This is a genomic window from Mesorhizobium sp. KR9-304, from assembly GCF_040049215.1.
GTDB lineage: Bacteria > Pseudomonadota > Alphaproteobacteria > Rhizobiales > Rhizobiaceae > Mesorhizobium_K.
Genome location: NZ_JBDZDN010000001.1, coordinates 2,284,507 through 2,310,440 on the forward strand (window position 1 = coordinate 2,284,507; position 25,934 = coordinate 2,310,440).

Annotated in this window: 14 protein-coding genes; 9 read left to right on the top strand and 5 right to left on the bottom strand. The window is 56.8% G+C overall.

Translation table 11 applies throughout. From position 1 onward, the window contains the following. Positions 1–100: 100 nt before the first annotated feature. Complete coding sequence (locus tag ABLE71_RS10950; protein ID WP_348783368.1) at positions 101–949, bottom strand: glycosyltransferase family A protein; 849 nt, start codon at positions 947–949, stop codon at positions 101–103. A 104-nt stretch (positions 950–1,053) separates the two neighbouring features. Between ABLE71_RS10950 and ABLE71_RS10955 the strand changes: the two genes are divergently transcribed. From ABLE71_RS10955 to ABLE71_RS10980, 6 genes are all read left to right on the top strand, one after another. Beyond that, entirely contained in the window at positions 1,054–2,454 is a 1,401-nt protein-coding gene (locus tag ABLE71_RS10955; RefSeq protein ID WP_348783369.1) for a hypothetical protein, read from the top strand. 69 nt (positions 2,455–2,523) lie between these two features. After that, the gene (locus ABLE71_RS10960; RefSeq protein ID WP_348783370.1) at positions 2,524–4,353 is read left to right on the top strand and encodes a carbamoyltransferase; all 1,830 of its coding nucleotides are present in this window, start codon (positions 2,524–2,526) and stop codon (positions 4,351–4,353) included. Then, positions 4,350–4,730 carry an SxtJ family membrane protein gene (locus ABLE71_RS10965; RefSeq protein ID WP_348783371.1) on the top strand — a complete coding sequence of 127 codons (381 nt, stop codon included), beginning with the start codon at positions 4,350–4,352 and terminating at the stop codon, positions 4,728–4,730. The genes ABLE71_RS10960 and ABLE71_RS10965 overlap by 4 nt, the downstream gene beginning before the upstream one ends. A 776-nt stretch (positions 4,731–5,506) precedes the next feature. Then, the gene (locus tag ABLE71_RS10970; protein ID WP_348783372.1) at positions 5,507–9,133 is read left to right on the top strand and encodes an autotransporter domain-containing protein; all 3,627 of its coding nucleotides are present in this window, start codon (positions 5,507–5,509) and stop codon (positions 9,131–9,133) included. Positions 9,134–9,361: 228 nt separating this feature from the next. Continuing rightward, positions 9,362–11,164 carry a hypothetical protein gene (locus tag ABLE71_RS10975; protein WP_348783373.1) on the top strand — a complete coding sequence of 601 codons (1,803 nt, stop codon included), beginning with the start codon at positions 9,362–9,364 and terminating at the stop codon, positions 11,162–11,164. 24 nt (positions 11,165–11,188) lie between these two features. Then, positions 11,189–13,288, top strand: a complete 2,100-nt coding sequence (locus ABLE71_RS10980) for a tetratricopeptide repeat protein (RefSeq protein ID WP_348783374.1) — start codon at positions 11,189–11,191, stop codon at positions 13,286–13,288. 53 nt (positions 13,289–13,341) lie between these two features. Here ABLE71_RS10980 and ABLE71_RS10985 read toward each other — a convergent pair whose 3' ends face one another. Together ABLE71_RS10985 and ABLE71_RS10990 are read right to left on the bottom strand one after the other, a co-directional pair. Continuing rightward, a complete protein-coding gene (locus ABLE71_RS10985; RefSeq protein ID WP_348783375.1) occupies positions 13,342–15,657 on the bottom strand; it encodes an iron-containing redox enzyme family protein in 2,316 nt (771 codons plus the stop codon). Between the two features lie 219 nt (positions 15,658–15,876). Then, complete coding sequence (locus ABLE71_RS10990; RefSeq protein ID WP_348783376.1) at positions 15,877–17,007, bottom strand: SGNH/GDSL hydrolase family protein; 1,131 nt, start codon at positions 17,005–17,007, stop codon at positions 15,877–15,879. Between the two features lie 276 nt (positions 17,008–17,283). Here ABLE71_RS10990 and rfaE2 point away from each other — a divergent pair, with 276 nt between their 5' ends. Genes rfaE2 through ABLE71_RS11005 form a run of 3 tightly spaced genes read left to right on the top strand, consistent with a single transcriptional unit; the run spans position 17,284 to position 21,665 of the window. Beyond that, positions 17,284–18,783, top strand: coding sequence for a D-glycero-beta-D-manno-heptose 1-phosphate adenylyltransferase (gene rfaE2, locus ABLE71_RS10995; RefSeq protein ID WP_348783377.1), 1,500 nt, complete (start codon positions 17,284–17,286; stop codon positions 18,781–18,783). Further along, positions 18,780–19,703 carry an ADP-glyceromanno-heptose 6-epimerase gene (rfaD, locus tag ABLE71_RS11000; protein WP_348783378.1) on the top strand — a complete coding sequence of 308 codons (924 nt, stop codon included), beginning with the start codon at positions 18,780–18,782 and terminating at the stop codon, positions 19,701–19,703. The genes rfaE2 and rfaD overlap by 4 nt, the downstream gene beginning before the upstream one ends. Positions 19,704–19,742: 39 nt before the next feature. Continuing rightward, on the top strand, positions 19,743–21,665 hold the full coding sequence (locus ABLE71_RS11005) for a tetratricopeptide repeat protein (RefSeq protein WP_348783379.1): 1,923 nt from the start codon (positions 19,743–19,745) through the stop codon (positions 21,663–21,665). 12 nt (positions 21,666–21,677) lie between these two features. Here the strand turns inward: ABLE71_RS11005 and ABLE71_RS11010 are convergent, their stop codons facing one another. Together ABLE71_RS11010 and ABLE71_RS11015 are read right to left on the bottom strand one after the other, a co-directional pair. Continuing rightward, positions 21,678–22,580, bottom strand: coding sequence for a prolyl oligopeptidase family serine peptidase (locus ABLE71_RS11010; protein ID WP_348783380.1), 903 nt, complete (start codon positions 22,578–22,580; stop codon positions 21,678–21,680). A gap of 427 nt (positions 22,581–23,007) precedes the next feature. Next, a complete protein-coding gene (locus ABLE71_RS11015; protein WP_348783381.1) occupies positions 23,008–25,923 on the bottom strand; it encodes a FecR family protein in 2,916 nt (971 codons plus the stop codon). Between the last annotated feature and the right edge of the window lie 11 nt (positions 25,924–25,934).

Genomic DNA, 25,934 nt, shown 5'->3' on the forward strand with positions numbered 1-25,934 from the left:
ATCCCACTAATTGTTCGACTTTAGCATTCCCGGCCAAGAACGGCCAATCCGTCTTGCGCATTGCCTCGCCGACACAAACCTGGCGCCAAATTCGGCGCAACTAGGACCAAGTGACCTTGGTCGTGATCGTTTGCTCGATCCTGTAATTACTGCCCGGAGCGTCCCTTGAAACGACCAGCAGATCGACTTGCGCCGACTTTGACCCTGCCGTTTGGTCGGCAGCGGTGGTCGACAGTCTGTACAGCTTCTCGCGCTCTTGAAGCGTCAATTCCTTTGCGAACTGCCGCATCAACGCATTCTTCGATACCCTGTACAAAGTTCCTATCAGGTGACTTCTGGATATGTTCATCCGATGAAATCTTGTTCTTTCATCGTCGGAATGCTGTATCCCCTCCTTGACCAGATGTTCGGGGAGCAAAACGGTCCGGTGCCCGTGGAACTGGAGCCGATCGTAGAGGTCGAGGTCCCCGCCTGCCCCCCAGCCCTCCAGCATATGATCATAGCCTCCCAAGTCGACGAATGTTGCTCGCGGCACCACCAAAAGGCCGGCAAAACGATTCGAGGACTGGCCTGGCTTGTCGTCCCGGTGCAGATTCAGTTCGGTGGCGTCGGCCATTCTGCCGAAAGCTCCCGGCCCAATGTGCGCGATAACCCAGTCGGCAAACTCATTTGACAGGATTACGTCGGCGTCAACGAACGCAATCAGCTCGGATTGCGCCAGCGTAGCTCCGATGTTGCGGGCTTCCCAATTGTTGAAGTATTTCCTGTTGTCGACTCTTATCACTTTTGCACCTGGATATTGCCTGGAAACATAATCGCAGGTCCGCTCCGGACAATCATAGTCGACAACAATCACGTCTGAGTTCTTCTGACTCAAGAACGAAGGCAGGCTCTGCTTCAAATGGGTTAGCCGGTTTTTACAGACAGTAATGATCGCAAGGCGAGACATGCATTCCATCTCAGATCGCTGGCTCGAATTCGCGTCCAGACGCATGATCGACCGTGCGATCCGACGAGTCGAATAAGGGGAGTTTAGCGCACAACCGAGCGGTCATGAAGTCTTCCAAATATCAGTCGCCAACGCGAAATCGCAATCAGCTTTTCCACCGCCAACCGCAAGCCCGCCGCGGTGGAGTAGCGTCCGCAGCGACATCACGGATCCACGGCACCGTCATCCTGGGCGAAACGGTACGGGGCAAAATGCCGCCAGATGCCCGCTGCCATGTCACCAACTTGGGCGTTGACTTGCCCGCGCCCCCCGGCCATGAGTGCAGCATGCGGAAGGGCCTTCTTCTCAAATCCGGGGTGGTGCTGGGAGCTACGTTGCTTGCGCTCGCGCTCGCAGAACTCGCCGTAAGATTTGCGACCATTTACCCGAATACGTTGGCATCGAACCGGGTCCCCGATGAGAATGTCGGGTTTCGCGCTTCTCAGAAAATCCCCCAGATCGATTCCTTTGGTTATCGAAATCCGCCGAACACGGGCCGCGCATTCATCGCTATCGGCGACTCACAGACATTCGGCTTCGGCGTCAGTTCGGAGGAGTCCTGGCCGGCCCGACTGGGCCAAATGACCGGTAAGACCGTCTACAATTTTGGGATGGGCGGGTATGGCCTGTTGAGCTATCACGCGGTCCTGAACCTTAGTCGGGACTCCGAGACCCGGGCCGCGATTGTTGCCCTTTATCCGGTGAACGATTTCGAGCTGTTTTATGCATCGGATGCGGATTGCCTGATCCTGGAGAATCCGAGTCCGTTCTGGCTGGAGCAGAGGCGCAGCCTCGGTTTGCAGTGGCCGGCCTATCCGGTTGGATGCCTGCACAACGATTACGACGTCCAGGCCGGGCTCTATGACAGGCTGACGCAACGCGTCGCGTTGCTGGCGCTTGCGGATGACGTCGCAACGAGGCTCACAGTTCTTCTGGGAGGTACGCCGAAGGGCAAGTTTCCCAGTTGGAGCAGCCAGGGCGACGTGCTGAAATTTCCAGACAGCAAAGATGTCATAAGTCTGAACAGGCTCGAGAAGCATAGTCGCAGCGTCGATTTGCAAGTTCCGGAGGTGGCGGCGATGTGGAGGGATCTTCCCATTCTCCTATCGTCCTGGAAAGGGCTCTCCAAAGAAGGCGTCAACGTCGGGATCACGGTCATTCCGTCGCGTGAGCGGGTGCTATTCGAATATTACAGTAGGCAAAACAGGCTTCCGGAACTTGATTCGAGATTTGTGACGCACGTGCAAAAGCAGGTGTCGTTAGAACAGGAAATCAGGCGAGTCCTTGAGGAGGCGGGGATTTCCTTTGTTTTCGCGCTGGAAGATGTATACCAGGCCTACGTTTACGGGTTGAAGAACAATATCCCAACTTATCCGCCTTTCGAGGAGGGCCATCCTCTAAAGCTGGGCTATGCAGCGTATGCTGCCGCGGGGCGAAGGCTTCTCGTCAAGATGGGTATCCAGTAGCAGCGCATTTAGTCGATAGCACGAAGAGTGAAACTCGAGGGGAGTTCCGAAAAGGGCGGGGACGTGTGAGTGGCTGACACGATAATACTCGGCATTTCTGCGTATTTCCACGACAGCGCGGCTGCGCTGATCCGCAACGGCGAAATTGTAGCTGCTGCTTCTGAGGAGCGATTCTCACGCGAGAAGGGAGACAGCGCGTTTCCATCGCAATCGGTAGCTTACTGCCTCAAAGAAGCTGGCATAGCTATCGACGATCTGTTTGCGATTGGCTTCTACGATAAGCCCGTTTTGAAGTTCGACAGAATTCTGTCCACCTATTTGTCGATTGCCCCGCGAGGCTTTACCCAGTTTCGCAAATCGGGGCCGATCTGGCTCGCGGAAAAGCTTTGGATCGAGACCAACATCCGCAAGGAACTCGGCGGGTACAAGGGGTCGATGTACTTTTCGGAACACCATGAATCCCACGCCGCGAGTGCGTTCTATCCGTCGCCCTTCCAGGAAGCCGCGATACTGACGATCGATGGCGTGGGTGAGTGGGCGACGTCTTCTCAAGCACTGGGCCGCGGCGCTGAGATCGAGATCATAAAGGAAATGCGGTGGCCCGATTCGCTCGGCCTTCTTTACTCGGCCTTTACGTACTACACGGGCTTCAAAGTGAATTCGGGTGAGTACAAGGTCATGGGGTTGGCGCCATACGGTACGCCACGGTTCGTGCAAACGATCTACGACAATCTGGTCGACCTGAAGGACGATGGCTCGTTTGCCCTTAACCAGGACTATTTCGACTACCTCGGAGGTCTGACGATGACTAACGAGAACTTCGACAGATTGTTCGGAGGGCCGCCGCGAGTCCCGGAATCGCAACTGACGCAAAAGGAAATGGATCTCGCCCGTTCAGTTCAAGACGTGTGCGAAGAAATCATGCTGCGTATGGCGCGGTCGCTGCATGCCGAGACCGGCCAGAAGAATCTCTGCCTGGCAGGCGGCGTCGCACTGAACTGTGTGGGCAACGGTCGGATCCTTCGGGAAGGACCGTTTGAAGATATCTGGATCCAGCCTGCTGCAGGGGACGCCGGCGGATCGCTCGGCGTCGCTCAGCTGATCTGGCATCGGGAATGCAAGGCGCCGCGCCAGGCCGACGGCCGCAAGGATTCAATGAAGGGTGCCTATCTGGGACCGTCTTTCACCGACGACGAAATAGAATCATATCTCAAGCGCGTGGGGGCAATCTACACGAAGGTGGAGCGCGATCACCTGTTGCGGGAAACCGCGAAGATGCTAGCCGAGGGGAAGATCGTCGGCTGGTTCAACGGTCGCATGGAATTCGGCCCCAGGGCCCTTGGTTCGCGATCTATCCTCGGCGATCCGCGAAATTCGACGATGCAAGCCGAGATGAACATCAAGATCAAGTTCAGAGAAGGTTTTCGCCCATTCGCCCCAAGCGTGCTGAGTGAACGCGCAGCCGACTACTTCGACCTCGACAGGGACTCGCCGTATATGCTGATCGTGGCGCCCGTTAAAGAAGAGCGACGGATCCCCAAGGCCCCGGAAACTGCGGAACTCTGGGGCATAGATCAACTCAATGTTGTGCGATCCGATATTCCTGCCGTGACGCATATCGACTATTCAGCGCGCGTGCAAACGGTCAGCAGAGACGCAAATCGGGATTATTACGACCTGATCTCCGAATTCGATCGGCTGACCGGCTGTCCGGTGCTTGTTAACACCTCCTTCAACGTCCGAGGTGAGCCGATCGTCTGCACTCCCCAGGAGGCTTATACATGCTTCATGCGGACCCATATCGATACGTTGGTCATAGGCCCCTTCTTACTCCACAAGGGAGAGCAAGAGAAATTTGTCGAAGCTGAGGATTGGCGGTGGCGGTACCAACTAGATTGAGCCCGAAGCAACAAGGGCGCAAGTTCGCATTTACTCTCGGCATTGCCTTGCTTGTTCTCGGCGGTCTCTCGTTCTGGCGTGGGCACGATGTCGTGCCCTTCGTGCTTCTCTTGCCGGGTGGGCTGCTTTTGCTCGCCGGACTGGTGGCGCCGGCGCATCTCGGCCCTATTGAGCGCCGTTGGATGGCGTTTGGTCATCTGCTTTCGCGTTTTGTGTCGCCTATCGTGTTGGCAATAATCTATTTTGGCGTCCTGACGCCCTTCGGTTTTGCCATGCGAATTTTTGGCAAGCGTCCATTGACGGAGCATCGCCAGGCAGCGACGACCTGGACCGTCCGAACGACGAAGCGCCAGAGCGATCTGAAACGTCAATATTAGGCGCGCGGGATTGCGTCGTCTGTGCGCTTCAAACATTCCCCGTGGCATTGCGAAAGCACACCCCTTGGTGCGTCAACGCAAATCGCTCGAAATTGGGTTGGTGCACTGTGGCTGGCGGGCCACACTCGCTGAAATTCTAAAAGCCCACGGCAAGGCCGGTTAAGGAATCCGCGTTGACCTTAGCCGCCCAAAAGGAGCGCGCCGCCTAACTGGGTGGCCGCTTCCTGCAGAGGTCTTCCTTGGCAAAGACAATGCCCTCTCGTCGCCAAGAACGCTCGTCAATTGACATCCGGCGCAGTAAATCCGCTATCGCTTCTTGAGTATAGAAGATCGCTCGGGGGATGCGCCTGTACTCTCCTAACGACTTGTTTTCTCGTTACAGTTTTGATGATCGCCCTATTTTGCGGCCGCCGTCGTCCGACGGTTTTTCGACCTCGGCCGGAGACTGGAACGAGTTTCCCGCAACATGCGTTGGGACTACCGATGGACGGAAGTTCGCGGCGACCCGCCGCCGGCGCAGCCCGTCCGAATGGCCACTGCGCAGTCAGTCGGCAAATGAGGTCCTCTGCCTCTCCCTTAACTTTTGTTCAAAGTCGTTCGCTGTATTTTCGATGCGACCCGCTAGACAAGGTTGTGGCGGCATGCGTATGAAAGTGACCTAGCGGAATCGTCATTCGTCCGCTTCGGGCCAATTTTTGTGGCCAGGGGAATTGCAGTGCATTCAGGACGTATTCTGGACTTGGCGCTTTTGGCGCCGCTGAAGGGGAAATAGCGGAATGAACTCTCAAAACAAATTCCGTAACCGGTTGCGCAAGGGCATTTCGATCCTGGCGCTGGTGGCAGCGTTCCCCCAAGCGGTCGGGGCCCAGAACATAGTCGTCAACCAGAACGAGACCGCGGGTCTCTCATTCGGCGACATAGACAGCTTCGACAATCCCGGCTTCAACGTTACGAATTTCGGCGGTGCCGTCGGCGTTGAGACCGACAACGTCTTTGGAGATTTCACGAACTCCGGCAAGATCGCGGCCGACACCTATGGCGTGCTCATCAACGGCAACGTCAGCGGCGATTTCACCAACGAGGCTGGCGGCAACATCACTGGCCAATACGGCGTCTTCGTCGATGGTGACGTCGACGGCAACTTTACAAACGCCGGCAAAATTTACGGCAACAACTATTATGGCGTGTTCATCAACGGCGATCTGAATGGCGACTTCACCAACACATCGACCGGCAACATTACAGGGAATTTCTATTACGGCGTCGGCATCTACGGGGAGCTGAACGGCAATTTCACCAACAATGGTAATATCACCGGCGAGTACTATGGCGTTTTCTTCGGCGATGACGTCACCGGCAACTTCACCAACACCGGGAACATCAGGGACACCGGTGACCTCTATGGCGTCTGGTTCGATGGCAATTTCACCGGCGACTTCAACAACAGCGGCAACATAACGAGCGGCAACTACGGCGTCCTCTTTGAAGAGAATGTGACCGGCAATTTCGACAACAGCGGAAATATCACCGGCGGATCCTATGGCGTATATGTCTATGGAAACATGGCCGGCGATTTCACCAACAGCGGCAAGATCGAGGGCACCGACTATTACGGCGTTTTCCTGTACGAAGGACTTAACGGTAACTTCACCAACACAGCGACGGGTAACATTACGGGCGGCTACTATGGCGTCGTGATCGACGACGACATGACAGGCAACTTCGTCAATGATGGCGTCATCAACGGCCACAACTATTACGGCGTCTACATCTACGGCAACCTCACCGGCAATTTCACCAACACCGGTGACATTACGGGCGGCTACTACGGCGTCCGTATCTACGGGAACATGACCGGCGACTTCGCCAACAGCGGCAGCATCACGGGTCACGGCTATTATGGCGTCTCGATCTACGAGAACCTGAATGGGAACTTCACCAACAACGCAGGCGGCGATATCAGAGGCGGCTACTACGGCGTTCACATCGGCGACAATCTGACCGGCGATTTCACCAACGGTGGTGATATCACTGGCGACACTTATTATGGCGTCTACGTCGGCGACAACATGACCGGTAATTTCGCCAACACGGGAAATATCACTGGCGATAACTATGGCGTTTACGTCTACGGCAACCTTACCGGCAATTTCACGAATAGTGGCAATATAACCGGTCGAGATTACTATGGTGTCTCGATTGGTGAAAATTTGGCCGGAGACTTTACGAATGAAGGCAATATTACCGGCGGTAGCTATGGCGTAATGATCTATGGCAATCTGGCCGGAAACTTTACAAATAGCGGTAACATAGACGGAGGTGATTTGTACGGCGTGTTCATCTACTACAACGTCACAGGAAACGTGACGAATAGTGGAAATATCACGTCCGCAAACTACGGCTTTTTCACTGACTATGACGTGTACGGAGACTTTACCAACACGGCTACAGGCAACATAACCGGTTCCTCGTACGGCGTTTTCATCAGCGGCAACGTCGGAGGCGATTTCACAAATGACGGTATAATCGGTGGTGGCGAATATGGCGTAGCTATCGTTGGTAACGTCGGCGGGGACTTTACTAACTCCGGCGACATAAACGGCGGAGCCTATGGCGTCTTCATTTACGACACGCTGAGCGGCAATTTCACCAACTCGGGTAACATCACCGCTTTTGGTGGATCCAGCTATGACGAATACGGCGTGTACATCGGTGGTGAGTTTGCTGCGAACTTCACCAACTCGGGCTCCATAAATACCGATGTCACCTATGGTGTCATGTTCGCGGACAACGTCACAGGAGATTTCACGAATTCGGGCGACATTACTGCACGCTCTTACGGCGTGTTTGTATATGGAAACATGAGTGGTGACTTCGCGAATTCGGGTGAAATATCCGCATCAGACAGTTCTTATGGCGTCGCCATATACGGCAATCTGACCGGCGACTTCATCAACATGGGCTTGATCGATGGAACCGACCCCGACGGGATCAACTCGTTTGCCAACAACTTCACCGGCAATCTGACGACCCCGGTCAACCAAGGTCTGAGAGTGGCCGGCACCGCCGATATCAGCGGCAAGACCGTAACTGCCTATGTCGACAAGTTCTACGCCGACGGCACGACCTGGACCGCGCTGACGGCCGGCACCCTGACATCGGACGGTGGCAGCCAGAGCGTCGTGGACACCTCGGCTCTGCTCGACGTGTCGGTTTTGACCCTCGACGCGACCGACCTTGTCCTGACCGTGGATGCCAACGACATCAACGATGTAGTGAGCTCCGGTTCGGTGCCTGGCCTTGGCCTTCTGCAGCTCGCAGCCAGCTTCATCGCGACGCTTGAGGGCGGCGGTTCACTGTCGCCTGCGGAGCAGCTCCTTGTGGACGCTCTCTATGAAGCGAGCACCGGAAAGGAAGTCGCCGGCGTGATCGCGGACTTCAGCCCGTCCGGAAACAGGGGAGCGCTGTCCGGCGCCTATGCGGCGAATCAGATGTTCGTGGATCAGCTCTCGCTGCGGTTGGGCGGCGGCGGAGGCACGGGCGGTTTTGGCGGCGGCGGCGCCGACTATGTCGAGCCGCTGGCTCCGGCGGCTGCCGGTTTCAAGAGAGCATGGCTGCAGGGCCTCGGCGGTGTGTCTGACGTTTCCAGCGACGGCGCCGTTGCCGGCTTCGACACCGATACATGGGGCCTGGCAGTCGGTGCGGAAATCGACAATGGAGCAGGGATGCTCCTTGGCGCTGCCTTCGCAGTCACCAGGACCGATTTCGACGGCGACTCCGCGTCGGGCAATGTCACCAGCTACATGCCCGCCATGTACGGTAAGTATCGGCCGGACATGCAAAAAGGCTTGTACTTCTCCGGTATTCTGTCCGGGCAGTGGAACGAGATCGATCAGGACCGCTTCAATTCGGCAGCCGACGAGACGCTCAGGGCCGACTACTCAGGTTCGCAGGTCATGTTGCGTGGCGAAGCTGGCTACGATTTCTACATGAACTCCGCGACGGTGACGCCGTTTGTTGCCGGTACCTTCGGCAACATACGTACCGACGGCTATGACGAGAGTGGTGGATTGAGCGCCTTGTCGGTGGAGGATGCGAGTGACGCGTATGGTCTTCTGGAAGTTGGCTCGCGATTTGGGATTACCAGCGGCTCTCTGGGCTTGGATGGTATCGTTGGGTGGCGCGAGGATTTTGGCAGTCTGGACACAAGTGTCGTAGCCAGCCTGCCTGCCAGCACCAGCTTCACGTCAGTCTACGAGCTTAATGTCAGCGGGCTGTTCGGAGGCGTCAGCGCTTCGTTTACGACCGCCAGCGACTTCGAGTTCAGGGCAGGTGTCAGTGGCATCATCGGCGATGACTATTCCAGCATCGGCGGTTCGGTCACGATCGGAAAGAAGTTCTGATCCCTGGCCTCTTGGGAAAAGCCCCAGCCTTTGGCTGGGGCTTTTTTGTTTGCGCTGGCCGGGTTTCATTATCTGCAGACTTCTGTCCCGCAGTTGCTGACGGGCACCTACTCCAGGACTGTTGGGGTCGAATGCATCGCGGTCGTTAAAGCCGGCTGTTTCAAGAGCATGCGGCAACAACGAGGGGCGGTGGAGTGTGGGATTAGCGTGACCTGAAGAGGCTCTTTCATGAAAGATTGGGGCGCTGCATTCAGCGAATTCGAGCAGCATGTTTGGCACGGGCAGAATTCCGCCGCCCTGTCCACGCTGCTAAAGATCCTGTCCTCGTTGTCCGGCAGCGGTGGACAGTTGCCAAAAGCGCGCGACCTTCAACTCAGCGGCGCGTTCTCCGACCTGTGGCGGGAGGAGGCTGCAACGAGACTTTCCGCGGCGATTGCGGAATTGCTTTCGCGCCCGGACTGCCAGTTCGACGCCAGAACATTTCAGCGCTTGGTGGTTCACCATCGCTGGCTCCATGTCATCTTTAATGCAAGTTCCTTCGGAAGCAGCGATTTCGTCCTGACGCGGCTCGCTATACAGCCCTCGAACGATTTTATCGCCAAGGCGTCCATGCACGGCCTGTTCAAGATGTGCCTGCTCTACGGCGCTGAATCTTCGATGCCTATGGACTTCAGCGCATTGTTTCGGCGCTCGCCTTGGCTCGCGTGCTCCCTGGCAATTGGCATCCTGTCCAATCGCCTGCTCGCGACACCCGCAGCACATGTAAAGAGGGAGGTGCTTCTACGCTGGATCACCGAAGCGCTCGACAAGCTGGATAGTCCGACTGGGTTACCCGTCGAAATATTTGTCGATTTGTGGATGCACTGCAGCTACGGCCTGGAACGGGACAAGCACGACCTGAAGCGCCCGCTCAACAGACTTATTCGCCGGCAGATGAAAGAGTCCGGTGTCCCCGAGTTGGAAATCGTGAACGGCGCGTCGCGGCCAACCGTCTTCGTCATGCTCGAGTGGTTCCACAAGCGCCACTCCATCATGCGCACCCATTCGATTTCGATGCGGGCCCTGCGCGAGAATTATCGGCTCGTCGGGTTCGGACCCAAAGGCATGGTCGATGCGGAGGGCAAGGCTGTATTCGACGAGTTCCACGAATACGGACAGTATTCGACAGACCTCGGTTTCATCAGGCCGATCCTGAAACAGGTCGCCGAACAAAGGCCGGTCGCGGTGTACTATCCTTCGGTCGGGATGGCGCTACACAGTCTCTATCTGGTCAATCTCCGCCTGGCTCCAACGCAGATCATTGCCCTTGGCCATCCTGCAACGACCCACTCCGACAAGATCGACTACGTGCTTGTCGAGGAAGACTATATTGGAGACGCCTCTCTTTTCAGCGAAAAGGTCGTTCCCGTGCCGAAGAACGCGTTGCCATATTTCCGGCCTTCTGTCCGCCTGCCTGACGCGGATCCGAAACTGCGCGGAAGCGTCAGGATCGCCGTGCCGGTCGCAGTCATGAAGCTCAATCCCCGTTTTCTCGAGGCGTGCCGTACGATTCAGAACGCTGCCCGGAACGAAGTGACGTTCCATTTCATGCTTGGAGGTGCGCCCGACCTGGTTCATTCTCACGCCAAAAAAGCCATAGGCCTGCAAGTTCCGGGAGCGGTCGTGCACAGAACCTCTGAATATCCACGCTACATGGCCAACATTGCCGCATGCGATATGTTCGCCAACCCATTTCCTTTCGGTAACACAAATGGAATCGTGGATACCGTATTTTGTGGGTTGCCTGGAATTTGCCTGACTGGCGACGAGGTACACTCCCACATTGACGAAGGAATGTTCCGTCGGATGGGCTTTCCCGACTGGACCATCGCGTCGACAGTCGAGGAATACATCGGTGCCGCACTGCGGCTGATCGACGAATCAGAACTCCGGCGAGAGTGGTCGGATCGCATCAGGCGAGAGCGGCCGGACGAGATACTCTACAAAGGCAATCCGTCGGCGTTCTCTGACGTATTCAAGACCCTCGTGTAGCGATCAGTTACGACGACACAACAAATGACAAATCCAAAGCTCGATGCGAAGTCAGCCACCCAGAAGTTCGGGGACAGGAGCACCGCGGCGGCGCTCGAAATCATCGATCTGATTGCGCGGGAGCGCTTTGACGACGCCGCAAGAATGTTCCAGGAGTCAGGGCTCCTTTCGTCGCTTTCGGATGCCAAGTCGGGCGGTGCAGCCGCCAGATCGATGCGGATTTCGCCAAACCAAATCTTGCTGTTGCAGGCCCTCGCCAGATATCGCTCGACCCAAGTCGGGGCGCCCGACCGTCTGCTAGCGACGGCTGAGCTGGAACTCCAGTCCGCTCGACCTGCCAAAGCGATTGACGCGTTGCGTGCCTTCCTCACGCTCGCACCGGGACACGTTGGGGGTTGGCTGAAGCTGGCCAGGTCGCTAAGGTCCGTCGGACGGACAAACGATGCAGTCGCCGCCCTGGAAAAAGCTTCCGCACTCGCCCCGACCATCGGCAAAGTGCATACGGAAGTCGGCCAGATCTATCTCGACCTGAATGAAACCGAACGGGCGATCCGGTCCTTTCGAACGGCCATCTCTTTTGACAAAAGGGATTTTGCAGCGCTTTTCAGCTTGGCGAATTGCCAGAAATCGCTCGGCAGACCTCAGGATTCAATCGCCACCTTCTCGCTCGCCCTCGAAGTCAATCCCACTCACGTTGAAGCGCTGAACAACCGGGGCGCAGCGCTACAGGTTGTCGATCGCGACGCCGAAGCGTTGCGTGATTTCGATGCCGCAATACGGTTGGATCGCAGGCATCTTTTTGCATGGATCAACAAGGGCGTCTCCCACTACAAACTCGCGCAGTTGGAGCAGAGCCTGGCCGCCTTTGAAACTGCGTTTGCGCTCAACCCTGCGATGTCCGAGATATTCCACAACTACGGACTGACGCTTATGAAACTTGAGCGTCACCAAGATGCTATCCCGTACTTTGAAACAGCGACACTACTTGCGCCAGAGAAGCAACAGGGGTTGCTTTCGAAAGGCAATGCGTTGCACGCGTTGCGCCGCTATTCCGAAGCCGTTGCAGTGTTCCGGCAGTCTATCGAGCGACATCCAAGCTCTACCGATGCTTACGTGAACATGGCCGGCTCCCTCCAGGAACTCGCCAGACATAGTGAGGCAATCGAAATTCTGGAAGAATCGCTAACGGTACGGCCCGGCTATTCGGAAGCGCTCTGGAACAAGGCCAACTCGATGCTTGCATTTGGCCCGTCTGAGGCGGCTTGGACCGCTTATGAGCATCGCCTTCATATATCTGTGGGCAAGCAACTTAGCGACTATGGCCTCCCGTTGCTGGGTAGTGAGCGTCCCCAGGGAAAGAGGCTGCTCGTTCAATGGGAACAGCGCTTTGGTGACGTGATCCAAATGTTGCGCTATGTGGACGGTTTGGCCCCGCTCTGCGACACCTATTGGCAAGTCGCTGAACCGCTGATCGAACTGGTCGAGGCCAGCTTTCCCGGTATCAAGATGTGCGGAGTTGGAGAGTGTCCGCCTGGCACCGATGCCCGCACTCCATACACAAGCTTGCCACTGACGATGCGAACCTATTCCAATGCTTCCATTCCGAACAAAGTCCCTTACCTGAGGCCTTCAAAGTCGGCGATTGCTAGGTGGAAGGGACGGTCGGAGCTACGCAAAAGGCGCGTGGGCATAACTTGGCGAGGCAACCCCAACCCACCGGGGCGCTCGGTGCCAATCGAAGACATCATTCCCCTCCTAGAACAGTTCGGCGATCAAATCTTATCGCTTCAAATGGATGTGACGACAGATGAAGCCCGGACGCTCGAGCGTTTCGCCGTCCCCGACATCGGTCGAGAACTCAAGACCTTTGATGAAAGTGCAGGCCTTCTCACTCACCTGGATTTGATTGTCTCGATCGATACGGCGGTTGCCCACCTTTCTGGCGCACTTGGCATCAAGACCTGGATATTGCTCAAATTTGGGTCTGACTGGCGCTGGCTGCTGGAGAGGAGCGATAGTCCCTGGTATCCGTCGGCTACGCTTTACAGGCAAAAAGCCGTCGGGGAATGGCAGGACGTTGTGGCGAGGGTTTCCAGCGATCTTGGTTCCCTACTCGATCGTTGAGCCAACACCGCCGGCCAGCGCGCCACTGAGGCCGATCTCATTCACCAGCTTCATCAAGTGGGAAAAATCAGCGGGACGAATCGCTCATCTGCGGCAAGGAACCTTCGCTTCATTCGGTGGCCAAACAATTTGATACGCCCGATCTGCGGCAATGTCAGTCTGACGCCGGACCAGACACGATGCCAAGTCTCATCGAGATGATGTGGACCGTTGCGCTCAGCCAGTTCGTCCAAATACCGCTTTATTGCGTTTACCGCCCAAGCCGAGTGACCAGCCGTAACATTGTCCGCTGCGTTGTGGACGTCCACGAACAATGTCGGGTACCGAAACTTCCGCAACGTGTCGCGAGCTTCCATGTAAGGCGCTCCCACGCCTGCCAGTTCGACGGCAAGGTTCAGGCCAAGAATCTCTGGCATGAAATGCCGCGGAAAGCATGAAATTGCGAGCCAGAGCGCAGGCACTTCGAACGACTCCGCATCGAGTCTATCCCACTCAATGAATTCCCGTGATGCAATCGACGGCGCGCTTATGCCCATCGCATGGAGAAGGTCGCGATAAATATTGGCGTGGTGTTCGAGTGCGTTCCCTTCGCCGATCTCCTCCACAAAAACATGGAAGAGCATCCGTCCCACGGTCGTGTGGATGATGGCGGGCGAGGCCATGCCTTGTAGCCAACCGCCGTCAATCAGAATGAGCGGAGCCAGTTGAACGGTTGCTTCGATGAAGGCATCCTTCGGGACCTCCGGACGCTCGGAAGGCTGACGATAGGAATCGACTTGGCTGCGGTGCTTTTCCTCCACCCAGCGATCGAGCGCGGCAGGGTCGTAGCGGCGCGACGGAATAGGGCGTTCGCCCTTCCAGATGGAAGCCATGGAGCGCTCGAGGCGATCGCGCGCAAACTGTTCGGCTACAGGCAGTATTTCCGGGTAGAACTCGACGTTCACCAGGTGATGGTAGAGTTCCCGTACGCTGCAATTCCCGAAAATTGCCTTGCTGCGCTGGCGAATATCGTTCGCCTGCCAAACGCGGCCTTCGACAGTCTTGGTTGCGCGAACCTCAGGTTTCATCTCCGGCTCTGAACCCGCGAGTTCGGCCTTGACGCCGCCGGCAGGCATATTCCGCCCCTCCCGCGGGGGGAGGCTGTTGATCCATTCCCGTATCGTCTGCTGTTCTAGTGGATTGAACACTCCCAACATCGGTCCGCCAAATCCCAACAAGCGATTGAGCAGCGGACTTTTGTCAGGCTGGCCTGGCCTCACCCATGGCGAATTGGCAAGCGCGTTTAGAAGTTTGGGCCCATCAAATTTTTCCGTGTTGAGGAAATCGTCAATCAGCCGGTCGCCGAGCGGTCGCTTGCCATGATAGCCCCGCGCGTGAGCCGCCTTTCGCCACATGAGATTGATCATCTCCTGGCGTGGGTCCGGCGGGCCCGATGGCGCCGATTGTGTAGTAGCCGAGAACCACTCCTCCCAAAGCCGGAATGCAGTTTCCGCCCCCGCCACCAATCTTGCCCAGACCTCGGCCTCCTGGGCTGGCTCCGTTTCCTCCATCAGCGCCTCGGCGGCACCAAAGGCCATATTCACGCCCCGCTGCAGATATTCAGGTTCGTTGAGGCCTCCGTCCAACTTAGGCAGATCGAACGCATTGCAAAAATCCGAGATCAGTTGCAGCCCAAACGATGGGATTCGCAGGAAATTCCAAGCCAGATTAGCCCCGATGATCTCGGGTGCTCGCGTTCTCGCGAATTGCGCAACCGAAAGCATGACAACTGGAAGTTGGAAACATTCGCTGGCGAACTCGCTCCTCTCGGAGAAGCTGCGAGTAGAGACGTCCTCTATCGTTCCTGCTATGCGGCTGAAGGCGGCTTTGTAATCGTTGACAAAATGTCGTCCTGGGTCGGCTACAAACGCACGGACTTGGTGCTGATAGAGCCCAGTGATTATCGCGCCGATTCTGGTGTGGGCGGTCGACACCCTTGCGCCCGTCTGGAGCCAGCACCCGTCCACCAAAGCCATGGGCATGTAATGCCGGTAGAAGTGCATGATCTGTCGACGACTTTGGTCGGATGGAAGACCTTCGATGCTGTAGGTAAAGTCCGTCCCGATCTCAGAAATCGACTTCGCCAAAGCAGTCACCTGCCCTTTCCAATCAACGTGATCGGCCGGCGCTTTATGAATTCCAAGCCGGTCCGCTCGTTGTTCGTCGAAGTTGCGGCTGACGATGTCGAAGGCCAACGGTAAAATTTCCGGGTGCTCCTCGACATTGACCAGGAGATAATATGCCTTCTGCAAAGTGATTTTTGTCAACTTAGGCGCGTTAGCAAGCGCGTCCTGATTAAATGAGTATTTCAAGGCGTCCTGCGCGTTCATTCGAAACTCCGATTGATCGGGTCGGCTTGCGAATGCACCGCGCGCCCTTTAACAGCACACGGGCATTTTCCTGCAATCCATATTCTCCCAGTTGCACAATGGCTGCAATTGTCATGGTAACGGCTGCAAGCGCATGCGGAATCGTGCGCGGCTCCCGATCGCATTGGATCCGACCGTGTTCGTCGCAGCGCTGGACATAAGTTCACGGTCTGGATTTGGCTAATTTGGCGGCGCCTGAGTCAGCGGGTCTTTGATGAGGTTGAACATGTACTCGGCAATGATCTTGTTGCCGGCTGAGTTGAGATGAACCCCATCCGGTTGATAGACGACCTCCGTGGCCCCCTCCAGGGCCTGGGTAGCATCATGGATATAATCGCGCGTATTCGTCAGGAAGAGTATCTCATTGTACAACTCGGTGACGCCAGAAATGAATTCGAGCCCGACAGATTGAGGATTGGGGCTGGCGTGCTTGCTCTGATAAAATGAGAAGGGCTGGATAACCGCGTAGAACTGTCCGCCCTGCGAGATTGTGGCTGCCTGCATGATTTCCATGTTCTTCTTGAACGTTTGGGCGCGCGTCCGTTTCGATCCTACCCCGAGCGAGTAGTCGATGGACCCCTTCATCGGGAGATACTGCCTGGCAAGAGTCATTGCGCTTGGCAGTATCCGAGGGATGTCCTGACCCGTTGCGACCTTTAGAATACTTTCCTGGTATGGGTGAACCATCAGGTGATTTGAAACGCTGTATCTCCAGCCGTCATTTACGCCACCGTATTCGATGACGATGTCGGGTTGGAACTCGAACCCATCTCGGATCAGCTTGAACAGATCCTGGCTGGTCGTGTAGCCGCCGATCCCCCCGTTGATCACGGTCGCTTGAATATTGTGTTCGTCGAGTATCTTCGCGAGTTGTTCGGGCCAACTGCCCGGGAATTTGACCCCGTCGGTGGTGGACCCGCCCAAGGCCAGTATGATCGGCTTCCTCAAACCGCGTTGCGCAGGGGACTCCAGCAAAAAGCCATCGATCCACCTATTGGTCTTTTGCACCTCCAGGAGTTTTTCTGAATTCTTGCCATACGTGAAAGCCAAATGTGGGTCTAACGTCCGATACGCCTCGCGGAACTGGTCACGTCCGAGAACGGTTTCGTCCTCACTTCTCAAAAACAGCGCAGATTGAATACCCTGGGATTTCAGTAGGAAGTAGGAGCCGACTTCCAAGACCGCGACCAGCGCCACCACGCTGACAAATACGCTGATGATCCAATAGACAAACTTGCGGGTTGAACTCAGTTGCCCAGGGGTTGCCGGTTCGGATTGTTTTGGCGATGGGCGAAATGAAGCAGAAGTCATCTCAAGCTATCCGGAGCAGGTTTCGATCTGAGAAGGGAGCGGGGCAGCCCCCTCATCGCTTGCGTACGCATGGGTGTCAGTCAAGCTGACGACGATGCGATACTAGCAAGAATGGACACATGGAAGTGAGGAGCATGCGGAATTTTGCGGCTATTCGCGCGATACGGCATAGGTTTGATGCGCTCAGCGGTTTATGGGCATCGGAAAGGTTGATATAAACGTGGGGCAGGGGCGGTGCAGTCCGAAATAAATCAGCATCGGTGGGTGATTTCCTAAGTGCTTCACAGATACTCAGAAAACCGGGATGTTCGGGAGATCGTCGAGACGGTCAAAGCCGCGATCGGCAGATATCGGCCCCGAATTGTCGTACATGGCGATATCATGTTGGACGAGTACCTGACGGGACAGGTGGAGCGTATATCGCCGGAAGCGCCGATACCGATCGTTGCGGGCACTTCCTATTTGTTTCGACTTGGCGGAGCGGCCAATGTTGCGGCAAATTTGGCCAGCCTGGGGGCTCAGGTCGAACTGGCCGGCATTGTCGGCGATGACGAAGCGGCGGACCGCCTCGAACAACTCCTTGAGGAGAGTTCGGTAGGCGCCCGAAACCTGATACGGGTGCCAGGACGGCAAACGACGAGAAAGCTGAGAGTGGTTGCCGGCGGTCAGCAGATTGTTCGGATCGATTTCGAGGATACGCATCCGCTTGCCGCAGAGATCGTCTCTCGGCAAATGGAATCCTCCAGCCTGCTAGTTGAAGGTGGGGATGCGCTCGTCATATCGGACTACAACAAGGGCGCATGCGGTGAGGCGCTTTTGTCTGAGCTTATTAGGTCCGCACGCGCCAAGGGGATTCCCATTCTCACCGACCCAAAGGGGCGAAGCTACCGCAAATATGCCGGGTCAACGGTCATCACTCCAAATCGCAAGGAGGCAGGCGAGGTACTGGGCGTTCATCTCGCGGATACGGGGGACCTTGCCAAGGCGGCTTTAGAGTTTCGTCGTTCGTTGGCGGTGGAGGCGTGCGTCATCACGCTGGGCGCCGATGGAATGTTTCTGTCCGATAAAGATGACGACAGAGAGATCCCTGCCTTCTCGCAGGATGTTGCCGATGTGACCGGTGCCGGCGATTGCGCCATAGCCGCGATGGCGTTGGCCCTCGCTTGCGGACTCCCACACACTTCCTCATGCGTGTTTGCCAATGCGGTGGCATCGATCTCCGTAACCAGGATCGGAAGCGTTGCTGTAAAGCTTGAGGAGGTCGTCAGCAAATACGCCAGCTCATCGAGTCATCGATATGCGTCGAAACTTATTCCGAGAGAATTCCTTGAGAGTAAGATTAGGGAAATGAGGCAAGCCGGCGAGACCGTTGTGTTTACGAATGGGTGCTTCGACGTATTCCACGCCGGCCATGTGTACAACTTACACCAATGTGCCCAATTAGGATCGGTTGTTGTCGTCGGACTGAACGGCGACAAGTCCGTCCGTGCGCTCAAGGGGCCGGGGCGCCCAATTAACTCTGTCGCGGATAGGGCGGAGGTTCTGATGGCTCTCGATGTGGTCGACGCTGTTGTGATTTTCGACGAAGAGAGACCGGAAGAGTTGATCAGAATTGTCCGCCCGGACGTGCTGGCCAAGGGCGCCGACTATCTGGATAAGGAAGTTGTTGGTCGCGAATTCGTGGAAAGTTACGGCGGGAGGGTCGAACTCATTGCGCTAAAGGAAGACGTTTCCACGACGGCCATTCTCGACAAACTTAAGAGGAACGGGGTGTGATCGTCGTTACTGGCGGCGCGGGCTTCATAGGGAGCAATATCGTTCATGGCCTAAATGCCGCAGGCCGTGACGACATCGTCATCGTTGATTCGCTGAGGCACGCTCGGAAGCACCTCAATCTGACTAGCGCTCGTTTCGTCGACTATTTCGACAAGGATGAATTCCTTGATGCTTTGCCCGGTCTGGAGCCGCTTGAAGCGGTATTCCATCAAGGTGCCTGCGCTGTGACCACCGAACAGGACGGCCGTTACATGATGAGAACAAACTACACGTTCTCGCGGAACCTCCTGCACGCGTGCCTCAGAAGGAGAATTCCCTTTATCTATGCATCGTCAGCGGCTGTTTACGGTGTTGGAAACCAACCCTTCCGCGAAGCGGACAATGAGAAACCGTTAAATATATACGGCTTTTCGAAGTTGGCTTTCGACCAGCATGTCAGGGATATCCTGCCGCGGTCCGACAGCCCGGTGGTTGGCCTGCGCTATTTCAATGTCTACGGCCCGCGAGAAAGCCACAAGGGCGACATGGCGTCGGTCATCTACAAGATGTTCACGCAGCATCAGTCCGGTGAACCCGTGGCTCTCTTTCAAGGGAGCGAAAATTTTCTGCGAGACTTTATCCACGTAAGCGACGTGGTGAAAGTCAATCTTCATTTCCTCGAAACACGGAAGTCGGGAATCTACAACTGCGGAACAGGCCTGATCCGTTCCTTTCAAGAGCTCGGCGAATTGGTGGCGCGCAGGCTAGGAGGCGTCGGTATCAAGGCGATCCAGATGCCTCCCGGGCTTGAGAAGCAATATCAACGATACACGTGTTCCGACAACTCAACCTTGCGAGCGTCTGGATACGCCCTCGGCTTCGTTTCGCTGGACGAGGGAATTAGCTCCTACATCGACGTCCTGGAAGACAACCCGTCGTAGATTCCCCAAATGACTGATCGGCCCATTTCTGGGGTCAGCATGGACGCCATGACAAAAAAAACTGTTCTTGGTCAAGCGGATTCCAAGATATTGGCAAGGGCCGAGCAAGCACTTGTTCGACGAATGTACGGCGAGGTCGAAAGCGCGTGCAACGATGTTCTATCCCGAGATCCGCGCTCGTCTCGGGCACACTCGCTGCTCGGACTGAGCTTTCTGGAGCAAAAGAAGATCGAAGCCGCGATCCGCAGCTTCAAGAAAGCTCTTCGCATTTTTCCGGACGATGTCGTTTCGATCGTCGGTCTAGGCCAGGCCCATATGGAGCTCGGTCAACACGCTTTGGCGGAACAGGATCTCCGGGGTGCCCTCCGCGTGATGTCCAGCAACATCGCCGCCTTGAGGTTGCTGATCTTGAGCTTGATGAGCCAGGGTAAGTTTCAGGAAGCACTGGGTCTGCTGGATCAGGTCTTGTTTTCGGATCCGCTTGATGCCGACAGCTTCAACAAGCGAGGGTATGTGCTTCAGCAGTTCGACAGGCACGCCGACGCCATCGGAAATTTTTCACGAGCATTGCTGCTGCAGCCAAATTTTCCAGAGGCATTGAACAATCGAGGCAATTCACTCAAGGCGCTGGACAGGCATGAGGAAGCCATCTGGGACTACGATCAGGCCATACTGCAGCGACCCGATTACATTTTGCCGTATGGCAACAGGTCGCTTTCGCTGTTCCAACTTAAGAGATTCGATGAGGCCATTGAAAGTTGTGAACGGGCTCTTTCGCTAGACAAGAAATTCACCAATGCACTCATCAACAAAGGTCTGATCCTGCAAAAGGTGGGCCGGTTCGATGAATCGATCGACTTTTTCGAGCAAGCGTTGGGCATCGAGAGTGGCAACACGACCGCCATCAACAATCTTGCCTACTCCCTGCAGCAAGTGCAGCGGTTCGATGAAAGCCTCGCCTGCTATCAGAAAGTGACCATGCTGCGTCCGGACTACCCGGAAGCAATCTGGAACCGTGGGCTTCACAAACTCTTGCGCGGCGATATGCCCTCCGGATGGTCCGATATGGAGTGGCGCTGGCGGTGCAAAGAGTTCACCAAGCGGCCGGGGCAGGCCGGCATCCCGGAGTGGCGGGGAGAGAACCTCAATGGGTCTTCGATAGCGATCTTCACTGAACAGGGGTTCGGCGACCTTTTTCAGTTCTGCCGCTACTTGCCCAAACTCGCCGATGCAGGCGCCAGAGTTACCATCGTGGTTCCGACTTTGGTGCATAGACTGTTGTTGACACTTGATCCCCGTTTGAAGGTGGTTTCGCCGGGGAAATACCTGACCGGAATAGACTTCCAGTGTACCCTGCTGAGTCTGCCTGACAGGTTCCGCACGGACCTTTCGACAATTCCCGCCGAGGTGCCTTATCTGCGCGCCGAGGACGCTCTCGTCGCCGAGTGGCGGAAGATTTTATCAACGAAGGGTTTCAAGGTTGGCATTGCATGGCAAGGCAATCCATCGGGATTTGTCGACCTCGGACGATCGATCCCCCTTCGCGAGTTGGTCCCCCTCTCGGAAATCGAAGGCGTTCAGCTAATCAGTCTGCAATTTCAGCACGGGCTGGAGCAGATTCAGGCTCTTGCGAAGCCTGGCGCGCTCCGCGTCCTGCCAGGTTTCAACGAGAGGGCCGATGGCTTCATCGATACTGCGGCGGTGATGAAGTGTCTTGACCTTGTCATAACGACGGACACTGCACCGGCCCATTTGGCGGGAGCCCTCAACGTCCCCGTCTGGGTCCTGCTCAAGTCAGTCCCCGACTGGCGATGGCTTCTCGATCGATCCGACAGTCCCTGGTATCCTAGTATGCGTCTCTTCCGGCAGAAAGAACGGGGAGACTGGCGCGGCGTTGTGGAAGAGGTCATGACGTCGCTTGCGGCAGAAGTCGCCGAAAAGTCGCCAACCGATCTCGAGTAAAGAATGCGGATGTCAGCCCCTTGCGTCCAGGAATTGCTGCACGGCAGGCTTCCAAGCCTCGCTTCTGATCACGAAGTGACCCTCATTGCCTGTCGAGGGCAGGAGCCAATATTCCGCATTGCCGCCTGCCATTTTGAACGCGTTCGCCATTGCCCCTGAAAGTGACGGTGGGAAATACGTGTCGTTCTCGGCATAGAGCCACAGCGTCGGTATGTTGGTGGTGCTACCGAAGCGACTGGCCGTGGCGACGAGCCGCTCAGGCGCGCAGTTATTGTTGGGGCGGTTGAGATGCCGACCGCCGCGGCCGCCGGAGAAATTGATTACGCCTATAACGCCTGCCGGGCGGCGCGCAGCATAGGCCAAGCTGCCCCACGCGCCCGCCGAATGTCCTGCCACGATTGTTCCCTGCGGCGAGATGAACGGCTGTTTTCTCATGTAGTCCAAAACGGCTGCTATGCTGTCTGCGGTGCGTTGTCCCGCCCGCTCAAAGTTTGCACTATCACAGCCGTCTTGATCCTCGATATATTTTCCGCCACTCCCGTGTCCTGGTCGCTCAGGAAATGCGACGACATATCCGCGTCTCAGGAACCAGTCGGTAAGCTCCGCATATTCTGAAGGCTTGACTCTTTTCCGCTGTGCAGGGTCTTGTGCTGATCCGTGGTTAATGATGGCCAGCCGAAAGGGTCCATCGCCGGTGGGCTTGTAGACGCGGGTCTTCATTTCAAAACCCGGTTCGGTGGATGGTATCAGCCACATTTCCCCTTTGGTCTCGTTTGGTGACGAGATGGCCGCGAGATCTTGGTTGACGTTTAAGGCTGCTTTGTCAGCTGCGTTGCAGCCCGCAAAAAAAATGAAGACCAAGGATACGGCGACGATGCCCGGACAAACTCGCTGAGGCAATCTAAAGCTAGTCATGCAGACGCCATCTCAACCATGCATACACTTAATACGGTTGCTGCTGACCGCGCTACGCGAATATCGAGCGCTCTTGATTCTCTACAATCGCCGGCTGCCGTTGACCGGGTTGGCGGAGTCTGGCTTGGGCAAGGCGATAAGAAAGAGCAGTTTGCCTGTTTTATCGGGTTGATCATTCGGAGCGGGCGTCTGATGCCAAGGGCTGTTTCGTCCAACACTACCGCCCTGCCGCAACGGTTCGTGTAGCACCCAACAAAAAGGCGGTGGTGTCCCGGATTTCCTCAGTATCGTTTCACAAGGGATGTTATGCGACTGTAGTGGAAGGGCCGCTTTGCGCTCGTAGCAGTCATTCCTACAGTCCCAGTCGATCCCCAAAAAGCGGACATCGCCAATCCATAGAATGCTAGCAGTCTTGCCAGAAGCAGGTTCAGTCGATGTTGACGAAGCTTGCTGCCGCAGTGCCGACAGCATTTACGCTAGCACCAGTGAAATCGAAGTTGCCGATGACACCGGCAGCCACGTTGGGGGCTCCGACTGCTGCGGCCGGGTTGTTGACGAAGGCGCCGCTGAAACTGCCGGAAAGCGTGTCGTACGGATCAAGATCGGTGTACACATTGTCACCGCTCAGAGCACCGCCGATTAGCGCCGACTGGAGCGTATCGGTTTCGCCTATGCTGCCCGATAGATAGACATTGTTGTCGAAATTGTTGATGTTGACGCCACCGCTGCGGCTGCTGAAGTTGTAGCTAACATTGAGATCGCCGGTCGCGATGTACTGCGCTGTACCGTTGACGGTCTCGCGCGCCACGTTGCCAATGACGGTACCGGAATAATAGACGGTAGCTCCGAACGGTACCTGGGTCGTGCCTGCGACCAGCGTTTCGATCTCGGTTTCGGTGCTTACATCGCCCGCCACCCAAGTGCCCATATGGACATAATCCACGCGATCTTCCGTTATTTCGTCGGAGGCCCCGGCAGCGACCTCCACGCGCGTTCCCCACCAGCCCCAGTCGATGAAATCGCAACTCTCGCAACCTTCGAGATGCTGGTAGCCGTCGATCGGATTAGCTCGGCCGGACACGAGGTAGGTTCCTGGCGTGAATTGGCCGGTATGGGCGACGTCGTCGCCGCCATCAGTGCGGATTCTCGTTTTCTCGGGATCGTTGTCCTTTTGTGCCCCGAAAACGTCGTCGTCGACGAAAGCACTGCCACCACCCAAACTGCCGCTCCTGCCGAAACCGATCAGGAAAGAGTCAGCCACAATGTCCTGGTTCAGCACATCGAACAGTTCGGCCACGCCCCGCACGGTGTTGGTCTCGCTGTCGAGATGCAGCGTGATGTTCGGTCCGGCCTCATCCGTCAGCACATAGGGGTTCGCATTGGCGTTCGACTCACCTATGCCGCTGATGAAGCCCGTCACGTCGCGGGTGGTGCGAGTCGGCTGGCCAGGCTGGCCGTATTCCGTAAGCGGCGTTTCCGCGACCAGGCTCGCCACATGGTGCGTACCGTACTGACCATCGAAGCTGCCGGTGTAAAGGTCACTGTCGAGCGGGACGTCGGAGTAATGGTCGGCCGGGCTCGGCGTCGCCCCGATGACGAAATGGTCGGCGTTCTCGCCAAAGAAATGATCGCCCGTTGCGCCGGCAATCGAGGCTGCGCCACCTCGCATGTTGACCGGGCCGACATAGGCACCGGTCCTATAGGTTCCCCGCCGACCGCCATCGATCTGGAGATTGCCGTCGTCGTCCTCTCCAACACCCGCCGTGTACAGGAACGCAGCGCTCCTCTGCGCATCGCCTTCGCCGCTGATATGAACCCAGGACTGGTACGCGCGCATATCGTTGCCGCCATCGGTTTCGACGACGATCAGATTGGTCGAACTCAATGCGATTTGGGCCGGATCGCCGCCGGAACCGTCGGGATCATAGTATTCGTTGACGACACCATAAATGTCGTCCCTGAAGAACGGCACCGGTTCGATCGGGCCGATCGGATCTCCGGTCAGAGCATACTCGCGGATAACGACATTGCTGTCGGTGAATATGGCCTGAGGATTGGCTGTAGGTGTACCGTAGATGACATAGACGGGCTGAGTCGGATCGCCGCCGATGCCAAGCATATAGGCGACGAAGTCACCGCGCCCGGCATAGGCGTAGCCGCCGAGTTCCTGACCGAGATAGGTCGCGTCGCCGTCAATGAAAAGGGCGTCGAGTTCGGGGTAGATTTCGTCGCCCTCGACATCGCCCTCATCGGACGAGGTACCCGAAAAATCCGGCAGGTCGAGCGTTGTGCCGTCGCTGGTGGCCAGGCGATCGCCTTGAACGGTCAGTAGAAGATTCTGGTCGCTGTCCGGTGTCGAGCCTACCAGACCGCGCGGCCCGGCATCCGGAACCGTGCCACCGCCGTTGAGCGGATCAGTTACATATCCGCCTGCGGGCACAGTCAAAACCCGCGCGTTCACGGTCGGCTGCTCTTCTTCCTCCTCCTCGATGTCATTGTCGAGGTCGTCCTGAGTCTTGCCGTCTATGCCGGCGACCTCCTCGACCTGATCGGGCTCGGATGACTGCACCGGTTTGGCCGAGCCCGGGACGTCCATGGTAGGTGGCAGTCCGGAATTGGTTTCGGCGACTTGCTCGGCCTGCTCGTCACTCGGTGGCTCGCCGGTATTGCCGCCGTTCTGGCCCGGTTTGCTGGAGAGTTGCTTCTGTATGAGCCCCGTTTCGTCCTTGGTCGACTTGCGCACTGTCGTCGTTGTGCCGCCGCTCGGATCCTTGCTTATGACCGCCGTGTAGCCGGTCTCATAGACGATGCGCTTGGTGCCGTCGCCGTCGACGATAGTGAGACTCTTGCCTGCGACCAGCGATGCCTTGCATTCGCCGGCATCGCAGGAAAAATTGGCGACGCCGCCGCGGATGCCGATCGTGCCGACCGGCGTTTTGACGGTCGCGCCGCCATCCGTCTGGCTGGTGCGCGCGCCGACGAAGCGGAACACGCCTCTGGTCAGCGACGCTACTACCTTGGCGTCGCCGGTGTTCGGATCATAGACGAACTCGTCGATGGTGAGCTGGCTGTTCGGCCCGACGGTGAAGGTGGTGCCGTCGAGCAGCAATATCTGCACCAGACCCGCTTCATCGGTAGTGATTTCTTCGTTGAAGACGACGTTCGAACCGAGAGTGATCACGCGCGGCGCGGCTCCCGGCGGGCGACCCTTCGCATCGATGTTGACGGCGGCGGCGACGCCGACTTCCGCATTTGCTTGGAGCGCGCCTGAGAGCAGCGAGCCGAACGCTACCCCTCCGAGAAGGACGGCCTTGAGAAGCGAGCCGCTAGCGATCGTTTTCATCGTATCACTCG

Coding starts and splice junctions, on each gene's coding strand:
- ABLE71_RS10975 (WP_348783373.1), top strand. CDS start 9,362: ATGAAAGATTGGGGCGCTGCATTCAGCGAATTCGAGCAGCATGTTTGG.
- ABLE71_RS10950 (WP_348783368.1), bottom strand. CDS start 949: ATGTCTCGCCTTGCGATCATTACTGTCTGTAAAAACCGGCTAACCCAT.
- ABLE71_RS10970 (WP_348783372.1), top strand. CDS start 5,507: ATGAACTCTCAAAACAAATTCCGTAACCGGTTGCGCAAGGGCATTTCG.
- ABLE71_RS11015 (WP_348783381.1), bottom strand. CDS start 25,923: ATGAAAACGATCGCTAGCGGCTCGCTTCTCAAGGCCGTCCTTCTCGGA.
- ABLE71_RS10990 (WP_348783376.1), bottom strand. CDS start 17,007: ATGACTTCTGCTTCATTTCGCCCATCGCCAAAACAATCCGAACCGGCA.
- ABLE71_RS10955 (WP_348783369.1), top strand. CDS start 1,054: ATGAAGTCTTCCAAATATCAGTCGCCAACGCGAAATCGCAATCAGCTT.
- ABLE71_RS10985 (WP_348783375.1), bottom strand. CDS start 15,657: ATGAACGCGCAGGACGCCTTGAAATACTCATTTAATCAGGACGCGCTT.
- ABLE71_RS10980 (WP_348783374.1), top strand. CDS start 11,189: ATGACAAATCCAAAGCTCGATGCGAAGTCAGCCACCCAGAAGTTCGGG.
- ABLE71_RS11005 (WP_348783379.1), top strand. CDS start 19,743: ATGGACGCCATGACAAAAAAAACTGTTCTTGGTCAAGCGGATTCCAAG.
- ABLE71_RS11010 (WP_348783380.1), bottom strand. CDS start 22,580: ATGACTAGCTTTAGATTGCCTCAGCGAGTTTGTCCGGGCATCGTCGCC.